29 protein-coding genes are annotated in these 24,695 nt (G+C 69.1%); 17 read left to right on the top strand and 12 right to left on the bottom strand.

Annotated features, from left to right (window positions below):
- Positions 1-86: 86 nt before the first annotated feature.
- Positions 87-737 carry a TetR/AcrR family transcriptional regulator gene (locus VHD82_RS04575; RefSeq protein WP_325697290.1) on the bottom strand — a complete coding sequence of 217 codons (651 nt, stop codon included), beginning with the start codon at positions 735-737 and terminating at the stop codon, positions 87-89.
- A gap of 94 nt (positions 738-831) precedes the next feature.
- Between VHD82_RS04575 and VHD82_RS04570 the strand changes: the two genes are divergently transcribed.
- Positions 832-1,779, top strand: a complete 948-nt coding sequence (locus tag VHD82_RS04570) for an RluA family pseudouridine synthase (RefSeq protein WP_325697288.1) — start codon at positions 832-834, stop codon at positions 1,777-1,779.
- A gap of 15 nt (positions 1,780-1,794) precedes the next feature.
- Here VHD82_RS04570 and VHD82_RS04565 read toward each other — a convergent pair whose 3' ends face one another.
- On the bottom strand, positions 1,795-2,784 hold the full coding sequence (locus VHD82_RS04565; protein ID WP_325697286.1) for a CobW family GTP-binding protein: 990 nt from the start codon (positions 2,782-2,784) through the stop codon (positions 1,795-1,797).
- Positions 2,785-2,869: 85 nt separating this feature from the next.
- Here VHD82_RS04565 and VHD82_RS04560 point away from each other — a divergent pair, with 85 nt between their 5' ends.
- Positions 2,870-4,285: an MFS transporter gene (locus VHD82_RS04560; protein ID WP_325697284.1), complete on the top strand. Its 1,416-nt coding sequence runs from the start codon at positions 2,870-2,872 to the stop codon at positions 4,283-4,285.
- On the opposite strand, the gene VHD82_RS04555 is transcribed toward VHD82_RS04560, so the two are convergent.
- The gene (locus VHD82_RS04555) at positions 4,286-4,636 is read right to left on the bottom strand and encodes a DUF3040 domain-containing protein (protein WP_325697282.1); all 351 of its coding nucleotides are present in this window, start codon (positions 4,634-4,636) and stop codon (positions 4,286-4,288) included.
- A gap of 299 nt (positions 4,637-4,935) precedes the next feature.
- On the opposite strand from VHD82_RS04555, the gene ligD reads away from it, so the two are divergent.
- From ligD to VHD82_RS04525, 6 genes are all read left to right on the top strand, one after another.
- Positions 4,936-5,865: a non-homologous end-joining DNA ligase gene (gene ligD, locus VHD82_RS04550; RefSeq protein WP_325697280.1), complete on the top strand. Its 930-nt coding sequence runs from the start codon at positions 4,936-4,938 to the stop codon at positions 5,863-5,865.
- Between the two features lie 479 nt (positions 5,866-6,344).
- A complete protein-coding gene (locus VHD82_RS04545; protein ID WP_325697278.1) occupies positions 6,345-8,651 on the top strand; it encodes an ATP-binding protein in 2,307 nt (768 codons plus the stop codon).
- Positions 8,648-9,061: a roadblock/LC7 domain-containing protein gene (locus tag VHD82_RS04540; protein ID WP_325697276.1), complete on the top strand. Its 414-nt coding sequence runs from the start codon at positions 8,648-8,650 to the stop codon at positions 9,059-9,061. The genes VHD82_RS04545 and VHD82_RS04540 overlap by 4 nt, the downstream gene beginning before the upstream one ends.
- Complete coding sequence (locus VHD82_RS04535; RefSeq protein ID WP_325697274.1) at positions 9,058-9,447, top strand: DUF742 domain-containing protein; 390 nt, start codon at positions 9,058-9,060, stop codon at positions 9,445-9,447. Before VHD82_RS04540 ends, VHD82_RS04535 begins: the two co-directional genes overlap by 4 nt.
- A complete protein-coding gene (locus VHD82_RS04530; RefSeq protein WP_325697272.1) occupies positions 9,428-10,012 on the top strand; it encodes an ATP/GTP-binding protein in 585 nt (194 codons plus the stop codon). The genes VHD82_RS04535 and VHD82_RS04530 overlap by 20 nt, the downstream gene beginning before the upstream one ends.
- Positions 10,013-10,033: 21 nt before the next feature.
- On the top strand, positions 10,034-10,816 hold the full coding sequence (locus tag VHD82_RS04525; RefSeq protein WP_325697270.1) for an MHYT domain-containing protein: 783 nt from the start codon (positions 10,034-10,036) through the stop codon (positions 10,814-10,816).
- A gap of 440 nt (positions 10,817-11,256) precedes the next feature.
- On the opposite strand, the gene VHD82_RS04520 is transcribed toward VHD82_RS04525, so the two are convergent.
- From VHD82_RS04520 to VHD82_RS04495, 6 genes are all read right to left on the bottom strand, one after another.
- A complete protein-coding gene (locus VHD82_RS04520; protein ID WP_325697268.1) occupies positions 11,257-11,883 on the bottom strand; it encodes a CoA transferase subunit B in 627 nt (208 codons plus the stop codon).
- A complete protein-coding gene (locus VHD82_RS04515) occupies positions 11,880-12,635 on the bottom strand; it encodes a CoA transferase subunit A (protein WP_325697266.1) in 756 nt (251 codons plus the stop codon). The genes VHD82_RS04520 and VHD82_RS04515 overlap by 4 nt, the downstream gene beginning before the upstream one ends.
- Entirely contained in the window at positions 12,632-13,813 is a 1,182-nt protein-coding gene (gene fahA / locus VHD82_RS04510) for a fumarylacetoacetase (RefSeq protein ID WP_325697264.1), read from the bottom strand. Before fahA ends, VHD82_RS04515 begins: the two co-directional genes overlap by 4 nt.
- Entirely contained in the window at positions 13,810-14,640 is an 831-nt protein-coding gene (locus VHD82_RS04505; protein WP_325697512.1) for a hypothetical protein, read from the bottom strand. Before VHD82_RS04505 ends, fahA begins: the two co-directional genes overlap by 4 nt.
- A complete protein-coding gene (locus VHD82_RS04500) occupies positions 14,610-15,800 on the bottom strand; it encodes a homogentisate 1,2-dioxygenase (protein ID WP_325697262.1) in 1,191 nt (396 codons plus the stop codon). The genes VHD82_RS04505 and VHD82_RS04500 overlap by 31 nt, the downstream gene beginning before the upstream one ends.
- 64 nt (positions 15,801-15,864) lie before the next feature.
- A complete protein-coding gene (locus VHD82_RS04495; RefSeq protein WP_325697260.1) occupies positions 15,865-16,407 on the bottom strand; it encodes a MarR family winged helix-turn-helix transcriptional regulator in 543 nt (180 codons plus the stop codon).
- A gap of 260 nt (positions 16,408-16,667) precedes the next feature.
- Here VHD82_RS04495 and VHD82_RS04490 point away from each other — a divergent pair, with 260 nt between their 5' ends.
- The 7 genes from VHD82_RS04490 (at position 16,668) to VHD82_RS04460 (ending at position 21,471) form a co-directional block, all read left to right on the top strand.
- On the top strand, positions 16,668-17,510 hold the full coding sequence (locus VHD82_RS04490) for an ESX secretion-associated protein EspG (protein ID WP_325697258.1): 843 nt from the start codon (positions 16,668-16,670) through the stop codon (positions 17,508-17,510).
- A 13-nt stretch (positions 17,511-17,523) separates the two neighbouring features.
- A complete protein-coding gene (locus VHD82_RS04485) occupies positions 17,524-17,943 on the top strand; it encodes a hypothetical protein (protein WP_325697256.1) in 420 nt (139 codons plus the stop codon).
- Between the two features lie 10 nt (positions 17,944-17,953).
- On the top strand, positions 17,954-19,726 hold the full coding sequence (locus VHD82_RS04480) for a PPE domain-containing protein (RefSeq protein WP_414637439.1): 1,773 nt from the start codon (positions 17,954-17,956) through the stop codon (positions 19,724-19,726).
- A gap of 8 nt (positions 19,727-19,734) precedes the next feature.
- Complete coding sequence (locus VHD82_RS04475) at positions 19,735-20,058, top strand: type VII secretion target (RefSeq protein ID WP_325697253.1); 324 nt, start codon at positions 19,735-19,737, stop codon at positions 20,056-20,058.
- The gene (locus VHD82_RS04470; protein ID WP_325697252.1) at positions 20,055-20,528 is read left to right on the top strand and encodes a YbaB/EbfC family nucleoid-associated protein; all 474 of its coding nucleotides are present in this window, start codon (positions 20,055-20,057) and stop codon (positions 20,526-20,528) included. Before VHD82_RS04475 ends, VHD82_RS04470 begins: the two co-directional genes overlap by 4 nt.
- Before the next feature lie 59 nt (positions 20,529-20,587).
- Complete coding sequence (locus tag VHD82_RS04465; protein WP_325697251.1) at positions 20,588-21,061, top strand: VOC family protein; 474 nt, start codon at positions 20,588-20,590, stop codon at positions 21,059-21,061.
- Positions 21,062-21,255: 194 nt separating this feature from the next.
- Entirely contained in the window at positions 21,256-21,471 is a 216-nt protein-coding gene (locus tag VHD82_RS04460; protein WP_325697249.1) for a hypothetical protein, read from the top strand.
- Here VHD82_RS04460 and VHD82_RS04455 read toward each other — a convergent pair.
- Positions 21,447-21,920, bottom strand: coding sequence for a carboxymuconolactone decarboxylase family protein (locus tag VHD82_RS04455; protein WP_325697248.1), 474 nt, complete (start codon positions 21,918-21,920; stop codon positions 21,447-21,449). The genes VHD82_RS04460 and VHD82_RS04455 overlap by 25 nt on opposite strands.
- A gap of 71 nt (positions 21,921-21,991) precedes the next feature.
- A complete protein-coding gene (gene pip, locus VHD82_RS04450; protein WP_325697246.1) occupies positions 21,992-22,906 on the bottom strand; it encodes a prolyl aminopeptidase in 915 nt (304 codons plus the stop codon).
- Positions 22,907-23,073: 167 nt separating this feature from the next.
- Here pip and VHD82_RS04445 point away from each other — a divergent pair, with 167 nt between their 5' ends.
- Entirely contained in the window at positions 23,074-23,457 is a 384-nt protein-coding gene (locus tag VHD82_RS04445) for a hypothetical protein (protein WP_325697244.1), read from the top strand.
- 27 nt (positions 23,458-23,484) lie between these two features.
- Here VHD82_RS04445 and VHD82_RS04440 read toward each other — a convergent pair whose 3' ends face one another.
- The gene (locus tag VHD82_RS04440) at positions 23,485-24,285 is read right to left on the bottom strand and encodes an endonuclease/exonuclease/phosphatase family protein (protein ID WP_325697242.1); all 801 of its coding nucleotides are present in this window, start codon (positions 24,283-24,285) and stop codon (positions 23,485-23,487) included.
- Between the two features lie 67 nt (positions 24,286-24,352).
- Here VHD82_RS04440 and VHD82_RS04435 point away from each other — a divergent pair, with 67 nt between their 5' ends.
- Positions 24,353-24,679 carry a GNAT family N-acetyltransferase gene (locus VHD82_RS04435; protein WP_325697240.1) on the top strand — a complete coding sequence of 109 codons (327 nt, stop codon included), beginning with the start codon at positions 24,353-24,355 and terminating at the stop codon, positions 24,677-24,679.
- The last annotated feature ends 16 nt before the right edge of the window (positions 24,680-24,695 follow it).

The raw sequence follows: 24,695 nt of genomic DNA, 5'->3' as shown, positions 1-24,695 counted from the left end.
TCTCCCAGGTCGTGGCGTGTGGGGTGGTGCCGAACCGGCGACCCACGGTAGGACAGGGTATCCGACCCCACTGACAACTCCGGCGTTTATCGCTCCGTGGCGCCGATCGCGCCGACCAGCATGTCCAGTTCCGCGGCGAACACGGTGTCCGGGTCGAACTCCCGCAACAGCGGGACGAGCGCGCCGAACCGCGGCGCACGGGCGCCGTCTTCGGCGGCCGTGAACAGCGGTGCGTTCCGCCGCGGGGCCGTCGGGTCGCCGTGTTCCTCGCGGTGCGCGCGGCCGAGCACCAGATCGATGAAGACCAGGTAGTACCGCGCGGCCGCGGGTTCGCCGAGGCCGGCCGCCGCGAGGATGTCCGCGATCGTCTCCGCGACGCGAAGCCCACCGGGCCCGTGGTTGCCGCGGGTCATGATGAGCTCGGCAAACCCAGGATACGCCCGCAGCTCACGGCGCATTCCGTACGCGAGCGCGCACAGCCGGTCCGGCCAGTCGCCGGCGAGCGCGTCGGCGGGCACGACGTGCCGTTCCGCGATCTCGTTGGCCAGTAACGTCAGCAGCGCATCCTTGTCCGGAACGTGCCGGTACAGCGCCATTCTCGACGCGCCCACGGCGGCGGCGAGGCGACGGATGGTGAGCGCGTCGAGCCCTTCGGCACGGGCCAGTTCGATCGCGGCCTCGACGATCTGCCCGAGCTCGAGGCTGCCCCATGGCCGTCGTTCGGCGGAGGTGGTCACGGTCGGACCGTACACTTGCGGACCATGTCCGCAAGCGGGTGGTGGCCGCGGCCGACGTGCTGTCGGCGACGAACGGCGCCGTACAGTCGGTGGCGTGAGACGCAAGCTCAAGGCCCCCATCCCGCCGCGCAACGGGCTCGATCCCGCCCGGATGCGGTTGCCGGCGGAGGGGCCGTGGGCGACGGTCCGGGACCATCTGGTGGAGCGGATCCCGCGCCTGACGCCGGAGCGGATCGACGAGATGTTCGCCGAGGACCGGATCTTCGGGGCCGACGGGCCGCTCACGCGCGAAACCCCGTTCCAGGCGGGCGGGGCGGTCTGGTTCCACCGGGATCTGCCGGAGGAAACCCCGGTGCCGTTCGAGATCGGCGTCGTCCATCACGACGAAACCCTTGTGGTGGTGGACAAACCGCATTTTCTCGCGACGATCCCGCGTGGCAGGCACATCATGGAGACCGCGCTGGTGCGGCTGCGCCGGGATCTCGAGCTGCCCGAGCTGAGCCCCGCGCACCGGCTGGACAGGGTGACGGCGGGGTTGCTGATGTTCGTGGTGCGCCGCGAAGATCGCGGGGCATACCAGACGTTGTTCCGGGATCGCAAGGTGCGCAAGGAATACGAGGCGATCGCGCGGTACGACCCTGGCCTGGAGCTGCCGGCGACGGTGCTGAGCCGGATCGTGAAGGAACGGGGAATCGTTACCGCGCAAGAGGTTCCGGGCGAGCCGAACGCCGAGACGCGCGTCGAGCTGGTGGGGCACGCGGAGGGCCGCGGCCGGTACCGGTTGCGCCCGGCGACGGGTCGTACGCACCAGCTGCGGGTCCACATGAACAGGCTGGGCGTCCCGATCCTCGGCGACCGGTTCTACCCGGAGGTCGTGGAGACCCCGCTGCACGACTTCAGCCGTCCGCTGCAACTGCTGGCGAAGACTCTCGAGTTCACCGACCCGCTCACCGGACGACACCGGCGATTCGAAAGCGCACTGCGCCTGCGGGCATGGACGGATTTCGCCGAATGGGATCGTGACCATTCCGGTCTCCGGTAAGGCTCGCCACCGCGGTCACGTGGCGTGGCGCAGAACACGGAGGATGGCGTTTTCGTCGACGGCCGCCGGATCGGGCTCGGCGCAGGCCGCCAGCGACGCACGGAGCGCCACCGGGTCGAGTCCGGTTCCGATGAGGACCAGCGTCGTGGCCGGGACGGCGGGGCCCCACGGCGAGCGGGTGAAACGAAGGTACCGGCCGACAGTGTGCAGCTCAAAGCGTTCTTCGTAGCCCGGAAGTCCGAAGTAGACACTCCCCTTCGCCCGGTACAACCCGGCCGGGCGCTCGTCGAGGAAGCGCATCAGCCGCCGCGGGTTCAGCGCCCCACCGGAGAACTCCACGCTCTGGTACCCGACGTGCACGTGTTCGTGCTCGTCGTGCAACAGCTCGTCGAACGACATCTGCGGGTTGACCGAGACCGCGCCGGGCTCCAGCAGCATTTCCAGGTCGACCTGCCCGTGCGTGGTCGGCAGCACCGGCCGCCCGCCCGCCAGGCCGGTGACCAGCTTCGTCACCCGCGCAAGATCGTCCGGCGCCAACCGGTCCACTTTGTTCAACACCACCAGGTCGGCGAAGGCCACATGCTGGTCCAGCTCGGGATGCCGGGCACGGCTCGCCTCGAACTCGACCGCGTCGACCACCTCGACCAGCCCGCCGTACTCGATGCCCTCGTGCTCACTCGCCAGCAGCAGGCGCACCAGGTCACGCGGTTCGGCCAGGCCGCTCGCCTCGATCACCAGCAGGTCCAGCTCGGCCTCGACCAGCCGCTCGAGCATCTTGTCCAGACCAGCCGCGTCCACCGCGCAGCACAGACAGCCGTTGCCCAGCGACACCATCGAATCGACCTGGCCCGCCACGGTCATCGCGTCGATGTTGACCGCGCCGAAGTCGTTCACCACCACGCCGATCCGCACTCCGCGGTTGCCGCGCAGGAGGTGGTTGAGCAGCGTTGTCTTGCCTGCGCCGAGAAAACCCGTGAGAAGGACAACAGGAATCCGGTTAGCCATAAGGGGTTCAGGGTATCCGCCCGAGTTTGGACGGACTACGGTCGGGGCACTCCGGAACGTCCGTGTCAAAACAGGAGTGGTGGTAGTGCCCGAAACACCCAAATCGAAAAGGAAGAAGCTGAAGCTGGAGGACGTCTCGGTCGCCGACCCGGCCAGCGTCCGCCGCGCGGTGGGCGCGGCCGCGGTAGGCAACATCACCGAGTGGTACGACTTCGGCGTCTACGGCTATCTGGCCACGACGATCACCAAGGTCTTCTTCTCCGGCCTCTCGCCCGCCATGGGCACGATCGCCACGTTCGGCGTGTTCGCGGTCTCCTTCCTGATCCGCCCGTTCGGCAGCCTCTTCTTCGGCCCACTCGGCGACCGGATCGGGCGCAAACGGGTGCTTTCGATCACCGTCATCCTGATGGCGGCGGGCACGTTCGTGATCGGCATCGTGCCGAGCTACGCGCAGATCGGCGTGGCCGCGCCGGTACTCGTGCTGCTCGCGCGGCTGTTGCAAGGCGTGTCGACAGGCGGTGAGTACGGCAACGCGATGACCTTCATCGCCGAGTACGCCCCGGACAAACGCCGTGGCTTCCTCGGCAGCTGGCTGGAGTTCGGCACGCTGACCGGCTACGCGTTCGGCGCCACCGTCGCCACCGTGCTCACCGCGGTGCTCACACCCGACCAGCTGGTCAGCTGGGGCTGGCGGATTCCGTTCCTGATCGCGCTGCCGCTCGGCGCCGTCGGCCTCTACCTGCGGTTGCGGCTGGAGGAGAGCCCCGCGTTCGCGCACATGGTGGCACGGCAGCAGGAGGAGAAGCCGGCGCCGAAGTCGGAGTTCAGGTCGGTGTTCGTGGACCACTGGCGCGTGATGCTGGTGTGCGCGGGCCTGGTGCTGGCCTGGAACGTGACCAACTACATGCTCACCAGCTACCTGCCGACCTACCTCACCGAGACCCTGCCCGAGCACGGCCATTCCGGCACCGGCGAGACCGCGTCCGAGGTGCTGCAGATCGTCACGCTGGTCGTACTGATGGTGGTGATCACCTTCCTGGGCAGGCTGTCCGACCGGATCGGCCGCCGGAAGGTGGTGCTCGCGGGCTGTTTCGCGCTCGTCGTGCTGTCGTTCCCGTCGGTGCTGCTGCTGCGCGCCGGTGGCGACGCGCGGACGCTGATCGGCCTGTTGATCATGGGACTGACCCTGATCTGCTTCTCCGCGGTGCTGCCCTCGACGCTGCCCGCGATGTTCCCGACACACATCCGCGCCGGCGGCCTGTCGATCGCGTTCAACATCTCGGTGTCGCTCTTCGGCGGCACCACGTCCACGGTGATGAGCGCGCTGGTCGCCGGCACCGGGGACCTCAACTGGCCGGCCTACTACCTGATGGCGGCCGGGGTGATCGGGGCGATCTCGATCCTGCTGACCCGCGAGACGGCGAACAAACCGCTCAGCGGTTCGGCGCCGATCGTGGAGTCCGTGGAAGAGGCGAAGGAACTGGTGGCCGCGAACCGCTGATCAACGCTGGTGCAGCCACGCCGCGAACGCCAGGCCGGCCGTCCCGGCCAGCAGGAGGAAAACGTTTGCCGTGGCGAGGCCGAGCAGGAGCAGGGTGGTCGTCAGCCCGTCGGCGACCGCCCTGCCCGCCCGGCCGCGGAGGCTGCCCGCGGGCGGGGTGCCCTGCGCGAGCGCTCTGGCGAAGCGGGGGTCCGCCTGGCGAAACCAGGCTTCGATACGTTCCAGCTCACGCCGTTCGAACTGACTCAGCATCGCGCTCACCCCGCTGTCGGTGTCGATCCCGGGATAGCCGGCCCGCCGCCGGTGAAACCCGGCGGTGGACCCGATTCCACTGTGGACGGTCTGCTTCACCAACAGTGAGGAGATATGAACCCAGGGTGATGACAAGAAGCTTGTGATGGGTGAGTCCATCCTGGTCACAGCCCCGCTGCGGGTGAATTTCCCGGTGTGCGGACTGTGCATCACTGTTCGGTTGCCGCCTTGGGTCCTACACCGGAACGAGCGAGGACAGCGTTCCTCCGCCCCCCTCGCCCAGCGTCCACCTCCCCCTCGGGGCGCTGCGGCGCCGGATGGCCCCGGCGGGCTCCCCCCTGCCCCGCCGGGGTCACTCCGTGTCTGCGCTCCCCACCAGGCTGAGGCATTGTTGTGCCATGGCCGAACGCATCACCGTGCAAGTGGCGGATCGCAGGCTGACATTGTCCAATCTGGACAAGGTGCTTTACCCCGCCGCCGGCTTCACCAAGCGCGACGTGATCGACTACTACGCGCGGATCGCCCCGGTGCTCCTGCCGCACGTGCACGCCAGGCCCACCACGTTCCGCCGCTTTCCCGAGGGCGTGGACCGCCAGCCGTTCTACGAGAAGGACGTCGCCCGCCACGCGCCGGAGTGGGTACGCACCGCGAAGCTGGACCACGGCGGAAGCGGCACGAACTCGTACCCGCTGCTGAACGACGTGCCCACGCTGGTCTGGGCGGCGAACCTGGCGGCGCTGGAGCTGCACGTGCCGCAGTGGACCGTGGGCCCGCGCGACACGAAACGCAACCCGGACCTGCTGGTGTTCGACCTCGACCCGGGCGCTCCGGCGACCGTCGTCGAATGCTGCGAGGTGGCCGTGCTGCTGCGCCCCCTGCTCGAAGCCGACGGGTTCGACGTCTATGCGAAAACCAGTGGCTCCAAAGGACTTCAGCTCTACTGCCCGGTGCGCACCCGGCGACCCGAAGCCACCGGCGAATACGCGAAGTCGCTCGCCGTACAGCTCGCCGCCGAGCATCCGAAGCTGATCACCGCCCAGATGACGAAGGCCGTCCGGCCCGGGAAGGTGTTCATCGACTGGAGCCAGAACAACCCGTCGAAAACGACTGTCGCGACGTATTCGCTCCGTGGGCGCGAACAGCCGACGGTTTCCACGCCCGTTTCGTGGGCGGAGGTCTCGGCCTGTGGCAAGGTGTCGGACCTGACCTTCACCAGCGCTGACGTACTCGAACGCGTTGCCGCGCAGGGAGATTTGTTCGAAGGTCTGCACGAGAACCGGGTGACGCTGCCTCGCGCGCGGCGCGCCGGGTCCGCTGAGCGGAAATAAACGACTAATACCGGTAGCTCGGTAAATAGTCCCGTGCACGTGCCGGTAGAAATGCCGCCGCGCGGGCGTTCCGCCGATTAATTTTCGGGCAACTTCGGCGCCCCTCCTGAAGCCGGAAAAGGCCACCCTCCGTGCTGGTGAAAGCGCTTTCTGTACCGGTATCCGGATCCTTGCGGCGAACAACGTACAAGCAGTCGATCATCGGTCACGCAGGGGCATCAGCCATGACCGTGAACGCCCCGAAGGTGGCCTTGACAAGGACACTGCGACTGTTGTTGTCTCCTACCCGCCTGACTTCACGGGCGGGGACCACTATTTGCCATGGGGGTTGCCCGCGCCCTTTTCCGGACAGCAGTCACGAAACGAGCGGCCCCGAAATGGAAGAATCCGCGCCGGCATCCCGACGGGGCGGTGGCCTCATTTGGCCGCCGGCCGCCTGGACCCTTCGCACCAAGATCTCCGCAGTCCTGTTGCTACCGGTGGTCGTCGCGCTGACGCTGGCGGGGATCAGGATCAACAGCGAACTGGACCAGGCGAACCGGCTCAGCACGGTCCGCGACCAGATCTCGGTCGTGCGCGACACCATCGAACTGGCCGACCTGCTCGACCAGGAGATGGTCGTATCGGCGACGAACCCGGCGCCGACCGCGCAACGGGACGCCGTGGACGCCAAGGTGGCCGCGATCCAACAGGATGCCGATTTCGCGCGGCTGCCGGCGGACACCGGGCGGCAGCTGAACACCACGCTCGGCAGGCTCAGCGGACTGCGCGCCTCGGGCGCTTCCGGAAACCCGGTCGGCAGCAGTGCCGGCTACCACGATGTCGTGACCCAGCTGAGCAACATCCCGCCCAGCGTGATCGCCGCTGCGGGCAGCGCCGACCTGAACGGCCCCGCATACACCCTGCGGTCGCTGATCCAGCTGCGATCCGCGTTGGCAGTACAGGAAACCCTGTTGCGGTCCGTGCGCTCGGGCGCCGCGAACCAGGCCGCGCTGGCCGCGGCGGTGCAGGCCGCGTCCGAGGAATCCGCGATCCACAGCCAGGTCGCCCGCGACATCAGCCCCGAGCTCGCGCCGCGCCTGAACAATGCCGTGGAGTCCTCGACCGACCGGCAGGCGATGTTGCAGTCGGCGCTCGTCGTCGACCGGAGCCCGGAGCTGAGCGGGCTGTTGCTGCCGATCGCGACCGAAAGTGCTTCGCTCGCCGACCTGATCACCGGGATTTCCTCGTCGCTGTCCACCACGGTCACCGACGCGACCAACGACATCCGGTCGAAGACCTTGCGCGACGCTGCATTGGTGATCGGCGCGCTGCTTTCCGCGCTGGCCATCGCGCTGATGATGGCGCGCTCGCTGCTGTCGCCGGTGCGCCGCCTGCACACCGCCGCGCTGGCCGCCGCGCACGAACAGCTGCCGGAGACGATCGAGCGGGTGCGCAACGGCGAGGAAATCTCGTGGGAGTCGGTGGAACCGGTCGGGGTGGAGACCGGCGAGGAGATCGGCCAGCTGGCGCGCGCGTTCGAGGAGATGCACCGGCAGGCCGTCCGCCTCGCCGGCGAACAGGCCGAACTGCGCAAGCAGGTCAGCGAAATGTTCATGACGCTGGCCCGGCGCAGCCAGTCGATGGTGGAGCTGCAGCTGACCGTGCTGGAGGATCTGGAGGCCGACGAGCACGATCCGCAGCGCCTCGACGAGCTGTTCCGGCTCGACCACCTGGCCACCCGGCTGCGCCGCAACGGCGAAAACCTGCAGGTGCTCGCCGGCGGCAGCCCGGCCCGGCGCGACCACGGCCCGATCTCGATGGTGGAACTGATGCGGGGCGCCACCTCGGAGGTCAAGGACTACCGGCGCGTCACGCTCGCCAACGTGCCCAACGGCTCGGTCCGCTCGCAGGCCGCCGCCGACATCGTGCACATACTGGCCGAGCTGCTGGAGAACGCGACCCGTTTTTCCCCGCCGGAGGCGAAGGTCGTGCTCACCGCGGACCGCGGTTCCGACGGCGGGCTGCTCGTCGAGGTCGTCGACCGCGGGCTCGGGATGACCCCGGAAGACCTGGAGACGGCCAACCACCGGCTCGCCGCCGGTGACATCGTCAGCCCGGAAACCGCGCGCCGGATGGGGCTTTTCGTGGTCGGACGGCTGGCCACCCTGCACGGGGTCACGGTGCGGCTGCGGCCGACCGGCAGCCGCACCGGGCAGACCGGGATCACCGCGAGCGTGCACGTGCCGGGCGAGCTGATCATCGCGGACAGCACGTCGCGGCAGCCGGTGCTCAACGGGATCTCGCCCGACGCGTTCCCCACCCTCAACGGCATTTCGCTGGACGCGTTCTCCACGCTCAACGGCGCCACCCACGGTGTGCTGCCCGTCAACGACGGGCCGACGATGCTGACCAACGGTGTTTCCCATGGGCCACAACCGGTTCCGCCACCCGCGCGGACACCGATCTTCGAGAACGTCGTGTCGAACTGGTTCACCGAGCACATCCCGGACGCGCCGGAACCGGCGCAGCGGTCCCAGAACTGGCTCACGGCTGCGGACGACGCGCGCCGGGCGGCCGAGGCCGCGGTCCGGATGTCGGCACCGGCCACGATCAGCGAGGCCGGCCTGCCGACCCGCAAACCGGGCGCCCAGCTCGCACCGGGCGCCGCACTGCCCCGCGACCGCAGCGGCAAGCAGACCTCCACCGATTTCCGGGACGCCGCGGCGGTCCGGAACAACCTGTCAAGGCACTACAACGGGATGCGGGCGGCCCGGCAGCGCACCGCCCACGAGGAGGGATCGTGACCCAATCACCGACCGCGCCGTCACCGGCCTGGCTGGTGTCGGCGTTCACCGAGGAGGTCGCGGGAGTCGCGCATGCCGCCCTGGTTTCCGCCGACGGACTGCTCGTGGCGGCTTCGCAGGGCCTGCCCCGGGATCGCGCCGACCAGCTGTCCGCGATCGCCTCGGGCCTGTCCAGCCTCGCGCTGGGCACGGCCGAACTGTTCACCGCCGGCCGGGTCGTGCAGTCGGTGATCGAGATGGAGGACGGTTTCCTGCTGCTGATGAGCGTCGGCGACGGCTCGAACCTCGTCGTGCTCGCCAGCCCCGGTTGCGACATCGGGCTTGTGGGCTACGAGATGACGCTGCTGGTCGACCGGGTCGGCAAGATGGTCGACACCCCGCTGCGCCGCGGGAGCAAGGCGAGGCCGTGAACGAGCGGGACCAGTGGGACGCCGGGCGCGAGGAAACGCGCGCCGGGCCTTCACTGGCGCGCCCGTACGCCTGGACCGAAGGCCGTACCAGGCCGACGGTCCATCTCGCACTCGAAGCACTGGTACAGACCACCCCCGAGGCGCGGTCGATCCCCTACAACCGGGCGAGCCCGTTGTCGGCGGTCACCCAGCTGTGCCTGCGACCGCGTTCGGTGGCGGAGATCGCGGCGTATCTGGCAGTACCCCTGCAAGTGGCCAGGGTGCTTGTCGGCGACCTGCTCGGCGCCGGAATCGTGATCGTGCGCGAAACCCTGGGCGACAACGCCACCTGGGACGAACGGCACGACCTGCTGGAAAGGGTCCTCAGTGGACTACGCACACTATGAGCGGCAGCCGTCGATCACGTCGGCGAAGATCGTCATCGCCGGCGGGTTCGGTTCCGGTAAGACGACCTTCGTCGGCGCGCTGTCGGAGATCATCCCGTTGCGCACCGAGGCCATGATGACCGCGGCGGGCGTCGGCGTCGACGACGTGGATGCCGTGCCGGGCAAGGTCACCACCACGGTCGCGATGGACTTCGGCCGGATCACCCTGGCCGAGGACCTCGTGCTGTACCTGTTCGGCACGCCGGGCCAGCACCGGTTCTGGTTCATGTGGGACGACCTGGTCAAGGGCGCGATCGGCGCGGTGGTGCTGGTGGACACGCGGCGCCTCGCGGACTGCTTTTCGGCGATCGACTTCTTCGAGTCGCGCGGGCTGCCGTTCCTGATCGCCATCAACCAGTTCGAGGCCACGCACCAGCACGGGCTCGCCGAGGTCCGGGAAGCGCTGTCCATCCCCGCGCAGGTCCCGATCATCACGTGTGACGCGCGTTCGGCCGATTCGACCAAGCACGCCCTCATCGCCGCGACCGAGCACGCCATGTCGCGCCTGAAATCCGCTGCCCGCTGAGGAGCCTTTGCCGTCATGGACATGAGCAACGTCCAGCATTTCGCGATGGGCCAGTGGTTGCTGGTCCTCGCCTACGTCACCTCCGTCGCGGGCTGCGCACTCGGGCTGGCCTGCACCCTGCAGGCGCGGTTCGCCCACAGCGCACGCACCCGGCTCACCTGGCTCGCCCTCGCCGCGCTGTCCATCGGTGGCGTCGGGATCTGGATGATGCATTTCATCGCGATGCTCGGCTTCGCCACCCCCGGACTGCCGGTGCGGTACGACGTCGGCCGCACGGTGCTGTCCGCGGTTCTGGCCGTCGCGGCGGTCTTCTGCGGTTTGCTCGTCTTCGGTGTCCGCGCGCGGTTCGCCTGGTGGCGGCTGATCCTGGCCGGGGTGGTCACCGGGCTCGCGGTGAACCTGATGCACTACACCGGCATGTGGGCGCTGGAGATCAAGGGATCCTTCAGCTACAACGCCGGCCTCGTGATCCTCTCGGTCTTCATCGCCGTCGTCGCGGCGACGGCGGCACTGTGGTTCACCGTCGGCCTGGACCGGCTGCTGCCGCGCCTGGCCGCCGGGCTGGTGATGGGCGCGGCCGTGACCGGGATGCACTACACCGGCATGGCGGCCGTCCGGGTGCATCTGGACATGTCGGCCGCGGACCCGTCCGGCAGCGAGGTTTTCTCTTTCCTGTTCCCGGTTTTCGTCCTCGCCGCACTGGCTCTCGCGGTGCCGGTCTGTGCGGTGCTGCTGGCGCCGCCGCCCGGGGAGCAGCCGGCGCCTTCGCGGGTGGAGACTGTGGGGGCTGGGCAGGGGTCCTAGCGCGCGAGCAGCTCACGGAGTTGGGTGGTCATCCCGTCGCCTGCGACCCCGAAATCGCTGCGTGCGGACCCGCACCCTGCGCTGGTTCCGGCGGCCGAGAACACAAAAGCGTGCTGGCCTGGGTCGAAGTGATACTCCTGGGAGTAGGCGACGGGATGACCACCGCCGCAGCCATCTCCACGGTTGCGCTGCGAAAAGCAACGGACGCGCGGAGCGCACTAAGGCACCCCACCCCCGCCCCAATCCGCGCAGTGTTCAACCGTCGCCGCACCGTGACGAACGCTGAGGGCGCTGGGGGATCAGTTCGGCGGCGGGGTATGGGCGCGGGTGAAGGGTCATGTCCCGCCACCGGGCGGCGGCTACCGAAGTGGCAGAGCGGCGACACGAGTCAAGGGTCATGTCCCACCACCGGGCGGCGGTTTGGTGGGTGGTGTGCGGTGTCAGCGGGTCAGGGGTGCGCCGGTGGCGTTGGCGACCTCGTCCGCTGTCACCCCTGGGGCGGTTTCCTTCAGCACCAAGCCATCGCCGACATCGATCACCGCCAGGTCGGTGATGATCCGGTGCACCACACCGGCGCCGGTGAGCGGCAGGGTGCAGCGTTCGAGGATTTTCGGGCTGCCGTCGCGCGTGGTGTGTTCCATCAGCACGAGCACGCGACGGGCGCCATGCACGAGGTCCATCGCGCCGCCCATGCCCTTGACCATTTTCCCCGGCACCATCCAGTTCGCCAGGTCACCGGTGGCCGAGACCTGCATCCCGCCGAGCACGGCCGTGTCGATGTGCCCACCACGGATCATGCCGAACGACAGGGCCGAATCGAAGTACGACGCGCCCGGGCGCACGGTCACGGTTTCCTTGCCCGCGTTGATCAGGTCCGGGTCCAGCTCGTCGGGCGTGGGGTACGGGCCGGTGCCGAGGATGCCGTTTTCGCTGTGCAGCACCACATCAACGCCTTCCGGCAGATAGTCGGGGATCAGCGTCGGCAGCCCGATCCCGAGGTTGACGTACTCCCCCGTCCGCAACTCCCTCGCGGCACGGGCGGCCATTTCCGGACGCGACCAGCTCATCGTGCCTCCTCCCGGACGGTGCGCTTCTCCACGAGTTTCTCCTGCGGCCCCGTGTGGACGACGCGCTGCACGAACACGCCCGGCAGGTGCACCCGGGCGGGGTCGATCTCGCCCGGCTCGACGAGGCGCTCCACCTCGGCGACCGTGATGCGGCCCGCCATCGCGGCGAGCGGGTTGAAGTTCATCGCCGTCTTGCTGAACACCAGGTTTCCTTGCGTGTCCCCGATTTCGGCGTGCACCAGAGCGAAATCGGCGTTGATGGCCTCCTCCAGAAGGTACCGGCGGCCGTTGAACACGCGCACCTCCTTCGGCGGCGACGCGATCGCGACGGTGCCGTCAGCGTTGTACCGCCAGGGCAAACCACCGTCACCGATCGGCGTGCCGACACCTGCCGGGGTGTAGAAGGCCGGCACGCCGACACCTCCTGCGCGCAGGCGTTCCGCGAGTGTCCCTTGTGGAGTGAGTTCGACCTCCAGCTCGCCGGCAAGGTACTGCCGCGCGAACTCCTTGTTCTCGCCGACATACGACGCTGTCACCCGGGCGATGCGGCCGGCCGAGAGCAGGACACCGAGCCCGTGCCCGTCGACGCCGCAGTTGTTGGAGAACACCTCGAACCCGGAAGCACCCCCGTCGGCGATCGCGGCGATCAAGGCGTTCGGGACGCCGACCAGGCCGAACCCGCCGACGGCGAGCTTCGCCCCGGACCCGATGTCCGCAACGGCCTTCGCCGCGGACGCGACCACCTTGCTCACTGCTTCGCCTCCGTGGCGGGCAGGATCCGGCCCCGCACCTCGCCGAAACCGATCCGGCCGCCACCGGCGCCCGGCGCGGTGGCGGTGATCGCGACCTCGTCCCCGTCCAGCAGGAACGACCGCTCCTCACCGCCGACCTGAACAGGTTCCTTACCGCCCCAGGTCAACTCGATGAACGCGCCACGCTGTTCCTTGTCCGCGCCGGAAATCGTGCCCGAGGCGTAGAGGTCGCCGGTGCGGCTGGACGCGCCGTTCACGGTCATCTGCGCCAGCATCTGCGCGGGCGACCAGTACATCTCGCGGTACGGCGGGCGCGAGACCTCGTGCCCGTTCCAGCTCACCGAAAGATCGATGTCGAGCCCCCACGGACGCGATTCCCGCAGGTACGGCAACGGCTCCGGGTCCTGCACCGGGGTCGGCACGCGCGCCTCTTCCAGCGCCAGCAACGGAACCACCCACGCCGAGACGGAAGTCGCGAAGCTCTTGCCGAGGAACGGGCCCAGCGGCACGTACTCCCAGGCCTGGATGTCCCGCGCCGACCAGTCGTTCACCAGCACCGCACCGAAGACCCGGCGAGGGAAGTCCTCAATGGACACCGCCTTGCCCAGCGGCGAGCCAACGCCGACGACGAAGCCCAGCTCCGCCTCGATGTCCAGCCGACGGCACTCGCCGAAGGTGGGCGCAGGCTCGTCCGGCGCCTTGCGCTGCCCGCACGGGCGCACGATGTCGGTACCCGAAAGCACAACCGTGCCCGCACGGCCGTGATACCCGACGGGCAGGTGCTTCCAGTTCGGCATGAGCGGGGCGGCATCCGGCCGGAACAAGCGGCCGAGATTGCTCGCGTGGTGCTCCGAGGTGTAGAAGTCGACGTAGTCGGCGACCTCGATGGGCAGCTTCAGCGTCACGTCCGCGAGGCTGTGCACCGCGTTGTCCGGCACCTCCCCGCCGACCAGCTCGCTGACCCGCCGCCGCACCTCGACCCAGCGGTCGTAGCCCTGCGCCATGAACGGGTTCAGGCTCGCCGCGGCGAAGACCTCGTCGCCCAGCGCCACCGCGAGGTCCAGCACCGAGTCACCGACGCGCACGCCCACCCTGGGCGCGGTGCCGGGGGAGGAGAACACCCCGTAGGGCAGGTTGGCGGGCCCGAACAGCGAACCCTCGGCGATCTCGATCCTCACGCGATGACTCCTTCGTCGACCAGACCCAGCTCCACCAGCTCGGTCAGCGGTTCGATGATGCTGCAGGTGCCGAACGACCGGAAGGCACGCCGCACTTCGGTATCCACTGTAGACAGACGCTCGGCGAGCGTCCGGCCGTCCCGTTCGGCCAGCACACCCGTCAGCCGCTGAACTTCCTTACCCGCCAACGCATCCGCGGTGGCGACGAGAATATTGAGGTAACCGTGCTGCTCGAAACCCGTGACCGGGTCGGTGTTGCGGACGGCGTGGTGCAGCCCGGCCGTCGCCTTGAACGGCACGCCCGCGTCGACGACCGCACGGATCCCGGCGGCCAGCTCGGTTTCGTCCGGGTACAGCTCGGCCTGCACCCCGCCGGTGCGGAACTTGGCCTGACGGCCCGTTTCCGCACAGCGGGCGATCACCTCGGCCCGGCGCTCATCGCGCGGGACCTCGACGAACACCGGCACCTCGCTCTCCGGCAGCGCGCCGAAGAACTCCGCGGGGCTCATCCCGGCCGGGACGGCGACCTCCAGCGCGGCCGGCCGCACCGGCAGCTCGGCGGCGCGTGCGAACACTTCCGGCAGCTGCGCGGGACCACCCGGCGCGGTGATCGCCAGTTCCAGTTCGGTGTCGCCGAGACCGGCCAGGTCCGGCGCGGCCAGCACCAGTGGACCGACGATCTCCCGGTACGGCGCGGCGCGATGCCGGACGTGCGCCGGGACCGCATCGGCCAATGGCATGAGCCCCGGCGGGAAAACCGCGGCATCGTCGAGCAATCCCTTGAACAGCGAGGGAATCACCGTGGCCCCCGGCCCGCCCAGGTCCAGGCGTAACCGTCGTCCTCGGCGGCCGCACCGCCCTCGCCCAGCTCCAGCGGACGGAACGTGTCGACCATGACGGCTAGCTCGTCGAAGAACTGGGCGCCGATGCTGCGCTCGTAGGCGCCGGGCTGGGGGCCGTGCGAATGACCGCCGGGGTGCAGCGAGATCGAGCCCTGGCCGATCCCGGAACCCTTGCGCGCCTCGTAGTCCCCGCCGCAGTAGAACATCACCTCGTCGGAGTCCACATTGGAGTGGTAGTACGGCACCGGGATGGCCAGCGGATGGTAGTCCACCTTGCGCGGCACGAAGTTGCAGATGACGAAGTTGTCGCCCTCGAACACCTGGTGCGCGGGCGGCGGCTGGTGCACGCGGCCGGTGATCGGCTCGAAGTCGCCGACGTTGAACGTGTAGGGGTAGAGGCAGCCGTCCCAGCCGATCACGTCGAACGGGTGCCGCGGATACACGAACCTGGTGCCCACGATGCCGGTGCTGCCGCGATGCTTGACGAGCACTTCCACGTCCTCGCCCTCGGCGAGCAGTGGTTCGCCGGGCCCGTGCAGGTCGCGCTCGCAGAAGGGCGAGTGCTCCAGCAACTGGCCGAACTTGGACAGGTAGCGCCGGGCCGGGGTGATGTGCGAGTTGGCCTCGATGGCGTAGGCGCGGACGAGACCGTCCGGCACCCAGCGGTGCGTGGTCGCGCGCGGAAGCAGCACGTAGTCGCCCTCGCGGAACGGCAGCGCGCCGAACACCGTCTCGACGACACCCTCGCCGGACTCGATGTACACACACTCGTCGCCGATGGAGTTGCGATAGAGCGGGGACGCCTCGCCTGCGGCGACGTAGGAGATGCGGACGTCGGTGTTGCCGAGCACGAGCCGGCGGCCGGTGACGACGTCGTGGCGCTTCCACTCCTCACCGGGGAACAGCTCGTGCGGCTTGAGGTGCCGCGGCTTGAGCGGATAGTTGGGCTCGGTCGAGAGTTCGGGCAGCTGCCACGGCATGGAGTCGACGATCGCCGACGGGATGTACCGGTGGTAGAGCAGCGAAGAGTCGCTGGAGAAGCCCTCCTCCCCCATCAGCTCCTCGTAGTACAGGCCACCGTCCGGGGTGCGGTGCTGAGTGTGCCGTTTGGGCGGAACGGAGCCGACCTGCCGGTAGTACGCCATGACCTCGCCTCCTTGCTCGGGTCGATGTAGTTAATGTATGTACTACATCGCCGGGACGCAAGCGTCAGTTCCGCCCGCGCACGTCGAACTGGTCCCGGTTGGTGATCAGCTTGTCCAGCAGCATCACCAGAATCCGCTGCTCGGCCTCGGTCAGCACGCTCGTCCACTCGTACTCGCGCTCGTTCTGCTCCCGGAAGGTCTCGACCATCTCGGCCCGGCCGGCTTCGGTGAGCGAAAGCAGCACCGAGCGCCCGTCGTGCGCGCCCGGCGCCCGGTCCAGCAAACCGTCCGCCACCAGGCTTTTCGACAGGTTGGAGACGGCGGCACGGCTCATCCCGGTCAGCTCGGCCGCCTTCTTCGCCTCCATCGGGCCCGCGAGCCAGGTGACGAAGAGCAACCGGAACGCCGACCACGACCGCCCGCGCGGCCGGTGCACGCTGGCCTCCAGGTCGTAGGTGACGATGTTGGAGGCCCGGTTCAGCGTCAGCAGCACCTCGGTGGCCAGCTGGTGCCGGAAGCCGAATTCGCCGGCCAGCCTGCTGTTCGCGAGCTCGACGAAGGACCAGAAGTCCAGCTCCGCCCGCTCGTCGTCACCGTCCGCAGTCATGGCGAGCACCTTATCGCGAGACTCGACGCCAAGGTAGTACATCTATTAATCAGTTTGCCGGAGATACGAGCTGTAAGCGTTTGTTCATGGACCATCGCCCCCGGCCGAGTCGATCAACGGGTATCTTGGTTCAGTGCTCAACGACTCCGGCGGCGCCCGATCCGTCCACTTGGGACAGTCGGACGTGCTTTCGGACGTGACGACCGGAAAGTAACGGAACGGCTCAGTCCGCTTTTCCCGGAAAGGTGACGTTTTCGTCGATGGTGTACCGGTTCGACTTCACGGTGGGAAGCGTGGAGGCCGTCGTCATCGGCCACGCGACGGGTGTGGACATCCGCCGGTTTCCCTTGCGCATCAGCAATACGACCGTGCTGCCGGCGCGCTACGCCAAACTGGCGCGCCGCGTGCACGACGATTTGCAAGAGCGAAAACTTTCCGCCGCCGGTGAGTTGCACCGGGGCGTCCGGCTCGCGTTCGAACTGCTCGCCGAAGGCCGCGTCACGATCGCGATCACCGGCACCGATGTGGAGTTCGGCGAACTCGCCGTGCTCGCCGCCACCGACGGCGCGCAGGCACTGCTGATCAGCCAGCCCGGTGGCACCGACGACCTCCGGTTCTCCCTGTTCGAGGACGAGGACCTGGTCAAACAGCTGGCGGACGCGCTGCCGACCACGCCCGCGGCCCCCGGCGAAGAGCTGGTCATCCGGCATCGCGAGGAGCAGCCCCGCTCGGCGATGGCCGCGCGCAGGCAGGCCGAAGCCGAGTTCGACGAGGAGGAGACCGAGGCCTTCGGCAACCTCCAGGTGGGCACCGTTTTACGCGCCCGCCCCGGTGCCGGCGTCGAGCGCGACTCCGACTACGAACTACTCGAAGAGATTTTCGCCCGCCCGCGGATCGGCGGCGGTTATATCGTCGTCACAGGGCTGGGCAGGCACGGCGAGCGGCGCGGCACGCCACCGACCAGCTGGCTGGACACCGAGGACGGCCGGTACCTGGTACAGACCACCACGGGGCAGGACGGAACGCTGACCGCGCGGTATGTTCCGGCCGGCAGCGCCGACGTGGCCCGCGCGATCCAGGACATGATCTCGGCCGTCTACTGAAGGGGCTAAGCGGATGAGCGACGAGCAGCAGGGCACCCAGGAGCGTGAGCCCATGATGACGGCGAGCCGCCGGATGCTGAGCGGGGTGGAGCTCAGAACGCTCGCCACGAACGGCGGTTTCGCGGTCGACGAGAACACCGGCGAGAAGATGATCCAGGCGCTGCAAGGAATCATCGACAGCCTCGAAGCGCGCTGGGCCAAGCTGCAGGGCTTCGGCCAGTCGCCGCCGCTGAGCACCGGCGCCACGGCGCAGTTCGTCTCTGCCCACATGGTCCGGACCGCCACCGACGAGAAGGGGCTGCTCACCCAGCTGCAGCAGGCCAAGTCGGAGCTGCCCACCTACATCGAGGCGATCAAGCTCGCGCAGCGGAACTACCGGTCCCAGGACGAGCAGACCGGCACCACGCTGAACACCTACCACGCGGAGGCCTGAGGAGATGGCTGTGCAGTTCGACCAGCCGGGCTCGGCGGCGTACGACGTCACCGCGGATCCCCACTCGCAGTACTACATCGGCCCGATCCACGGCGACCACGCCTCCGGTGACGAGATCCGCGCCGAGGTGACCACCGAGGTCGACGACGACATCGCGAAGGGCTGGCTCGGTGACGCGGTCACCTCACAGGCCAGGGACGCGGAGATCCAGAAGCGCTACGAGGAGCAGATCGCCAAGGCGCGCCAGAGCCTCGACCAGGACATCCAGCTGCGCAACCCGGGCGCCCCGCCGACGACGATGTGGGACAACGCCACCCACGAGCAGATGCAGCAGACCATCACCGACAACGCGGACTCCGCCGCGGTCGCGGTCACCTCGGAGGAATGGGTCTCGCTCGGCAACGAGCTCACCGAGCACCAGCAGAACCTGGCCGACGCGATCAACGACAGCATGTCCGACTGGCAGGGCTCCGGCGGCGACGCGGCGCGCGAGCACCTGGCTTCGGTCGGCAAGTGGCTCGGCAACACCGCGCAAGGTTCCAGCCTCACCGGCCGCCAGCAGGAGATCCACTCGCAGGCGCTGAACGAGACGCAGAAGCAGATGGCGGCCAACCCGCCGGTGCAGTTCTCGGCGCAGGACGCCAACGCCAGGCTGCAGACGATCACCGACCCGGTGCAGTTCGCGCAGCAGGCTTCGCAGGACATGGCCACGTTGGCGCAGCAGCAGGCTTCCCGTCAGCAGGCGGCCCGGATCATGACCCAGTACGACGACACGGTCGGCGGCGCGATCGCCACCCCGGAGTTCGCCGCGCCGCCGAAGCTCGGGCAGGGCGTGAACGCCTCCACCGGCGGGACGCTCCCGTCGAACGCGGGCAACGGCACCCTGACCCCGAGGCTGGCCGGCTCCGCGCCCGGCGCGACCACCGCCGGGTCGAGGATCCCGGCACAGAGCGGCAGTCCGGCCGACGCCCGGCTGCCGGCCGCCAGTACCAACGGCGACCCCACCGGGGCGAACGGGATCCCGTCCACCTCCGGCACGCTGCCGGTGAGCCCGTACTCCTCGTCGATCCCGGGCGACGCCACCGGGCAGGGCGCCGGAAGTTCCCCGTACAGCAGCACAAGCGGGAGCAACCCCGGTGTGTCCGGTGTGGACAGTCCGAACTGGTCGAGCCCCGGTTCGAGCTACACCGGCAGCGACATCCCGGTGGCGGGCACGAGCCCGTCGTCGTACACCAGCCCGTCCTCGATCACCAGCCCGACCAGCACGAACCCGGGCATCGGCGGCATCGGCGGCATCGGCTACACCGGCGGGACCAACGGCGACATCGGCAGCAGGCTCAACCCGTTCGGCGGCACCGGCAGCTTCCCGGCCGGCGAGATCGGGGGCATCGGTGGGATCGGTGGCGTCGGCGGCTCGTCCGGTGCGGGCAGCGGCAGCGGCGCCGGTGGTATCGGCGGGATCGGCAGCTCCGGGCTCAAGGGTGGCGGCGGATCCGGCACCGGTGGCGCCGCGAGCAGGCTCTCCGCGGGCGCGGCCTCCGGGGCCGCGGCGGCCGAGGAAGCCGCGGCAGCCCGTGGCGCCGCGGGGGCGAGTGGCGCGGCGGGCAAGAGCGGGATGTCCGGCGGAATGCCGCACGGGGGCGCGAAGAAGGGCGAAGGCGACAAGGAACACAAGGCCGCCGACTACCTCGAGGGCGACCCGGAGCTGTTCGAGAGCGAGCAGGTGATCGCGCCGCCGGTGATCGGTGACTGGAAGAAGAACAAGGGCGACAAGAAGAAGTAGGGGCCGGCATGTCGTTCGAAGTCGTACCGGATGAGCTCCGCACACACGCGAGCCATCTGGACGGGCTGGTGGACAGGCTGGCCACGGCCGTGTCCGCCGCGAAGACGGTGACGATGGACGACGAGGCGTACGGGCTGCTGTGCTCGTTCCTGCCGCCGATCGTCAACGCCACCACGCAGGACGACGCGACCGATGCCCTCGACGCGGCCGTCGAGGGCATGACCACCACCGCGGACAACGTCCGCACGGCCGCCTCGGGCTACGACGAGCAGGACCAGACGGCCGCCACCCCGTTCACGGCGCAACTGCGCGAAGGCACGGTGCAGGCATGACCGGCCCCGGCGGGCTGATGCGGAACCCGGAGCAGGCGGCGGCCGACATCGACGCCTGGGCGCAGGGGCTGGCCGACAAGGCCGACCGGTACCGCGCCGCGCAGGAGCGCACCGAGGAGATCCGGCTCAGCGCGGCGAACTCCGACAACTCGGTGCGCGTGACGGTGCGCGCGGACGGTTCGGTCACCGGGCTGGAACTGTCCGGCCGCGCCAGCAGCATGCCGCTGGAGGAGCTGTCCGCGCAGATCCTCGCCACCATGCACCGGGCGCAGGCCGGTATCGCCGACCAGGTCGCCGAGGTGATGACCGAGGAGATCGGCGACGAGGACCCGGAGACCAGGTCGCTGATGGTGGACAACCTGCGCAGCCGCTTCCCGGACCCGGACGAGGACGAGCCGGAGTCCCCCGGCGAGCCCGAGCCGCCTGCCGCGCAGGGCGAAGCCGACGACGAGGACAACAACCCCTGGTAGCTCCGATGAGTTTTCCCGGTCCCCGGAGTCTGTTCCGGTGACCCGAAAAGGAGAAACTCATGGACACGATCAGCCCGTGCTTGTGGTTCGACGACCAGGCGGAAGAAGCCGCCGAGTTCTACGTCTCGGTATTCGCGAACTCCAAGATCGTCGAGGTGAACCGCTACAACGAGGCCGGGCCGGGTGAGCCCGGCAGCGTGGTCACCGTGGTCTTCGAGCTGGACGGGCGCTCGTTCACCGCGCTCAACGGCGGCCCGGTGTTCACCTTCACCGAGGCCGTCTCGCTGCAGGTGCTCTGCGATTCGCAGGACGAGGTCGACCGGCTGTGGGCGACGCTGACCGAAAACGGCGGCGCGGAAAGCCAGTGCGGCTGGCTGAAGGACAAGTACGGCCTGTCCTGGCAGATCGTGCCGAAGCGGCTGCTGGAAATGCTGGGCGACCCGGATCAGGAGAAGTCCGTGCGCGTCACTCGGTGCATGCTCGGTATGCGGAAGCTCGACCTCAAGGAGTTGACGGCCGCCTACGAAGGCTGAGCGCGGAACCGAGGTGGACGACCGCGCCGACGGCTGAGCAGGCCGATGAGCACGGCACTGACCGGGAGCTGCCGGGCGAGGTAGGCGTCCGCGGAGAAGTCGGCGACCGGGGTGACCTCACCCTCGATCAGCGCGGTGGGGTTCGGGCGCTCAACGCCAATACCGGTCTGTCACAACAGGACCTGGCCTCGCTGATGCGGGTGGCGCCGAGCCTGATGGTCACCCTCGCCGATCACCGCCGGCAGAACCTGGTCCTGACCAGGACGGGCCGCGAACTGCTCGCCAAGTGCACCCGCATCGCGGAGCGGCTCGACGAGAAGTTCACGGCCGAACGCCCCGGCACCGGGCGCTCGGCACGCTCGCCCGCGGGGAAGGCCTGGCCTGATCAGCCGAACTGGCCCGGCTGGTAGCTCCCGGCCGGCTGCTGCGCGATCACGTTCAGCCGGTTGTAGGCGTTGATCACGGCGATGGCGGCGATCAACGCGATGAGCTGCTCCTCGTTGTAGTGCTTGGCGGCGTTGGCCCAGACCTCGTCGCTGACGCCACCGGCCGCGTCGGCGATGCGGGTGCCCTCCTCGGCCAGCTCCAGCGCGGCGCGCTCGGCCTCGGTGAAGACGGTGGCCTCCCGCCAGGCCGCCACGAGGTTGAGCCGCGTCGGCTCCTCGCCCTCGTGCACGGCGTCCTTGTAGTGCATGTCGGTGCAGAAGCCACAGCCGTTGATCTGACTCGCGCGCAGCAGCACCAGATTCGTCACGCCTTCCGGCAGCGACGCGTTGTCGAACGCGCGCCCCGCCGAGTTCAGGTGCTTGATGAACTTCAGCGCGGACTCGTTGCCGAAGATGTTCACACGGGCTTCCATCGGAGCCACTCCTCTGTCGTGGTTTCGGGTTACACCTCATCGACACCACAGCAGGCGAAAATGTGACACGGCTACGCCGCGAACGCTCCGATGGCGGCACTGAGGCGGGCGCTCATCGCCTCGCTGCCCGTGTGCCCGGAGTCCGGGATGATCACCAGCTCGGCGTCGGGCCACGCCTTGGTCAGCTCCCACGCCGTCTGTACGGGGCCGCCGAGGTCGAGCTTGCCGTGTACGAGCACGCCCGGGATGCCGGCCAGCCGGTGCGCCTCGCGCAGCAGCACGCCCTCCTCCAGGAACGCGCCGTTGGAGAAGTAGTGCGCGCAGATGCGGACGAACGCGACCAGGGCGTCCGGCGGGCGATCGCTGTACGCGTCCGGTTTTCCGTTGCTCTCATGGGAAATCACCGCGTCCTCCCACGCGGTCCACTCACGGGCGGCGTGGAAACGCACCTCGGGGTCCGGGCTTTCCAGCAACCGCGAATAGCCCGCGAACAGGTCTCCCCCTGGTACGAGGGAACGGAATCTTTCCCATTCGGCGGGGAAAAAGCGCGCGACCCCACGGTAGAGCCAGTCGATCTCCGAGCGGCGCGTGGTGGTGACGCCGGTGATCACGATTTCGGTGACCCGCTCGGGATACCGTTCCGCGTACGCGAGCAGGAGCGTCGAACCCCAGGAACCGCCGAACAGCAACCAGTTCTCGATGCCGAGGTGCGCGCGAAGCAGCTCCATGTCGGCGATCAGGTGCTCGGTGGTGTTCACGCTCAGGTCCGTGGCCGGGTCGCTGGCGTGAGGCGTGCTCTGCCCGCAGCCGCGCTGATCGAACAGCACCACGCGGTAGCGATCGAGGTCGAAGTAGCTCAGCGTCCGGGGCGAGGAACCGCTCCCCGGCCCGCCGTGCACGACCACCGCCGGTTTGCCGTCCGGGTTTCCCGCCACCGACCAGTGCACGCGGTTCCCATCGCCGACGTCGAGCATTCCCTCGTTCATCGCACCCCCCGTAGATACAGCAGCGCTGTTACGTTACTGCTCGACGGCGACGTCGCCGAGGTGTCCGCCGATCTCGGCCTGCCGGGGTTCCGTACCCGGTTCACGCCGAGCGTGCGCACGCTCGCCATCGAAGGCCGTGCTCGATCCGCGATCTGGCGGCGGCGCAGATGGCGCGCGCGAAACTGGTCCGCATCACCCCTGGCGAGCAGGGCGCGCGGCAGTGGATCGTGCAGCCGAACGCGAAAACGGAGAAACTGCCGCCGATCCTGGATCTCGAATGGCCCCGGTTGAAAGCAGCCGTGGCGGCCAGCACCGAACTGCAGGAGCCAGACGCCCTCAAGAACCTCGGTCTCGCGGCCGCCATGACAGCCGCGCTCGTTGCCAGTGGCGTGCCCGACCCGGTCGCACACCTCGCGGCCGAGATGGGAGTCCTCGCGTTCAAGCGGGGCTACGCCATGGGGTCCGAAGGTGATCGCGCTGATTCGACCGGGCTCGCGCCCCATACGCTGGCCGCGCTCGAGGACCTTCGCGCGGCGGCGACGCGGAGCTGACTCTGTCCGTCCAGCCCACGGCCTGGATCAGCGGCGCACCAATAGATCCGCGACCACGGGCCGATGATCCGACGCCACCGTCGCGACGGCTTGCGCGCCGACCACCGCCACGTCCGGCGACACGGTGATCAGGTCGATCCGGCTCACCGGCTCGGCGGCCGGGTAGGTCGGCCCGGCGTTCGGCGCGGCGTCCCGCAGCGGCGTCCACAGCGCGGCCAGTTCCGGCGCCGACGGCTCGGCGTTGAAGTCCCCGACGAGCACCTTCGGACCCCCGTCCGCGGCGAGGATGCCCAGCATGTCGGCCACTTGAGCCTGCCGCACCGACGGGTCGGGCCGGTAGTCCAGGTGCGTGGCGTACACGTGCACGAACGCGCCGCGCACATTCACCGTCACCTCGGCGAAGCCGGGAGCGGGCGCGGGCACCGGGTCCGGGGTTTGCGTGGACAGCCGGGTGATTTCGTGGTTCTCCGCCGACAGGATCGGGTACCGGCTCAGCACCGCCACCCCGAACTGCCGGTGATCCGGCGGGAGGTCGTAGATCGGCGCGAAGAACACGTACATGCCGAGCTTCCGCGCGAGCTGCCCCGCCTCGTCGACGAACTGACTGCGTTCGCCCCAGTGCACGTCGACCTCTTCCAGCCCGATCACGTCGGCGTGCAGCGAACCGATCGCCGAGGCCGTGCGGTCCAGGTCGAAGACGTTGTCCTCCCCCGCGCCGGCGTGGATGTTGTAGGTGGCGATGCGCAGGCCGCGCCCGGGTGACGCCTCCGCGGCGGGTGCGACGGCGACGAACGCCAGTGCTGCCATGATCGCGGCCAGGACGCGCATACTGCCCCTTTCAACGGTTCGGCTGATCATTGTGCCCACCGGCCGCGGCCGCGACTACGGTGGAAAGATGAGCAGCACCGAACGAATCGACGTCCGGCGGATGGACGACCGTTACGAGATCACCGTGGACGGGCAGGTGGCAGGCTTCGCCGCTTTCGCCGACCGCGGGGACGAGCGGGTCATGTACCACACGGAGATCGACAAAACGTTCGGCGGACGCGGGCTGAGCAACGTCCTGGTCACCGGGGCCCTCGAGGACGTGCGCGCCTCGGGCAAGCACGTCGTCCCGGTGTGCCCGCTCGTCGCCAAGTTCCTGACCAAGCACCCCGAGTTCGCGGACCTTGCCCATCCGGTCACCGGCGAAATCGTGGCCTGGCTGGAGAAATCCGCCTGACGTTCGGGCGCCTGCG

The sequence above is a fragment of the Amycolatopsis sp. genome (assembly GCF_035546795.1).
Classification (GTDB): domain Bacteria; phylum Actinomycetota; class Actinomycetes; order Mycobacteriales; family Pseudonocardiaceae; genus Amycolatopsis_E.
This window is presented reverse-complemented; position numbering and strand designations above follow the sequence as displayed.

Excerpts from the sequence above, each read along its gene's own strand:
- VHD82_RS04440 (WP_325697242.1), bottom strand. The coding sequence starts at position 24,285 with ATGCGCGTCCTGGCCGCGATCATGGCAGCACTGGCGTTCGTCGCCGTC.
- VHD82_RS04465 (WP_325697251.1), top strand. The coding sequence starts at position 20,588 with ATGGACACGATCAGCCCGTGCTTGTGGTTCGACGACCAGGCGGAAGAA.
- VHD82_RS04445 (WP_325697244.1), top strand. The coding sequence starts at position 23,074 with ATGGCGCGCGCGAAACTGGTCCGCATCACCCCTGGCGAGCAGGGCGCG.
- VHD82_RS04435 (WP_325697240.1), top strand. The coding sequence starts at position 24,353 with ATGAGCAGCACCGAACGAATCGACGTCCGGCGGATGGACGACCGTTAC.
- ligD (WP_325697280.1), top strand. The coding sequence starts at position 4,936 with ATGGCCGAACGCATCACCGTGCAAGTGGCGGATCGCAGGCTGACATTG.
- VHD82_RS04495 (WP_325697260.1), bottom strand. The coding sequence starts at position 16,407 with ATGACTGCGGACGGTGACGACGAGCGGGCGGAGCTGGACTTCTGGTCC.
- VHD82_RS04460 (WP_325697249.1), top strand. The coding sequence starts at position 21,256 with ATGCGGGTGGCGCCGAGCCTGATGGTCACCCTCGCCGATCACCGCCGG.
- VHD82_RS04520 (WP_325697268.1), bottom strand. The coding sequence starts at position 11,883 with ATGAGCTGGTCGCGTCCGGAAATGGCCGCCCGTGCCGCGAGGGAGTTG.
- pip (WP_325697246.1), bottom strand. The coding sequence starts at position 22,906 with ATGAACGAGGGAATGCTCGACGTCGGCGATGGGAACCGCGTGCACTGG.
- VHD82_RS04485 (WP_325697256.1), top strand. The coding sequence starts at position 17,524 with ATGAGCGACGAGCAGCAGGGCACCCAGGAGCGTGAGCCCATGATGACG.
- VHD82_RS04490 (WP_325697258.1), top strand. The coding sequence starts at position 16,668 with ATGGTGTACCGGTTCGACTTCACGGTGGGAAGCGTGGAGGCCGTCGTC.
- VHD82_RS04475 (WP_325697253.1), top strand. The coding sequence starts at position 19,735 with ATGTCGTTCGAAGTCGTACCGGATGAGCTCCGCACACACGCGAGCCAT.
- VHD82_RS04455 (WP_325697248.1), bottom strand. The coding sequence starts at position 21,920 with ATGGAAGCCCGTGTGAACATCTTCGGCAACGAGTCCGCGCTGAAGTTC.
- VHD82_RS04565 (WP_325697286.1), bottom strand. The coding sequence starts at position 2,784 with ATGGCTAACCGGATTCCTGTTGTCCTTCTCACGGGTTTTCTCGGCGCA.
- VHD82_RS04525 (WP_325697270.1), top strand. The coding sequence starts at position 10,034 with ATGAGCAACGTCCAGCATTTCGCGATGGGCCAGTGGTTGCTGGTCCTC.
- VHD82_RS04470 (WP_325697252.1), top strand. The coding sequence starts at position 20,055 with ATGACCGGCCCCGGCGGGCTGATGCGGAACCCGGAGCAGGCGGCGGCC.
- VHD82_RS04500 (WP_325697262.1), bottom strand. The coding sequence starts at position 15,800 with ATGGCGTACTACCGGCAGGTCGGCTCCGTTCCGCCCAAACGGCACACT.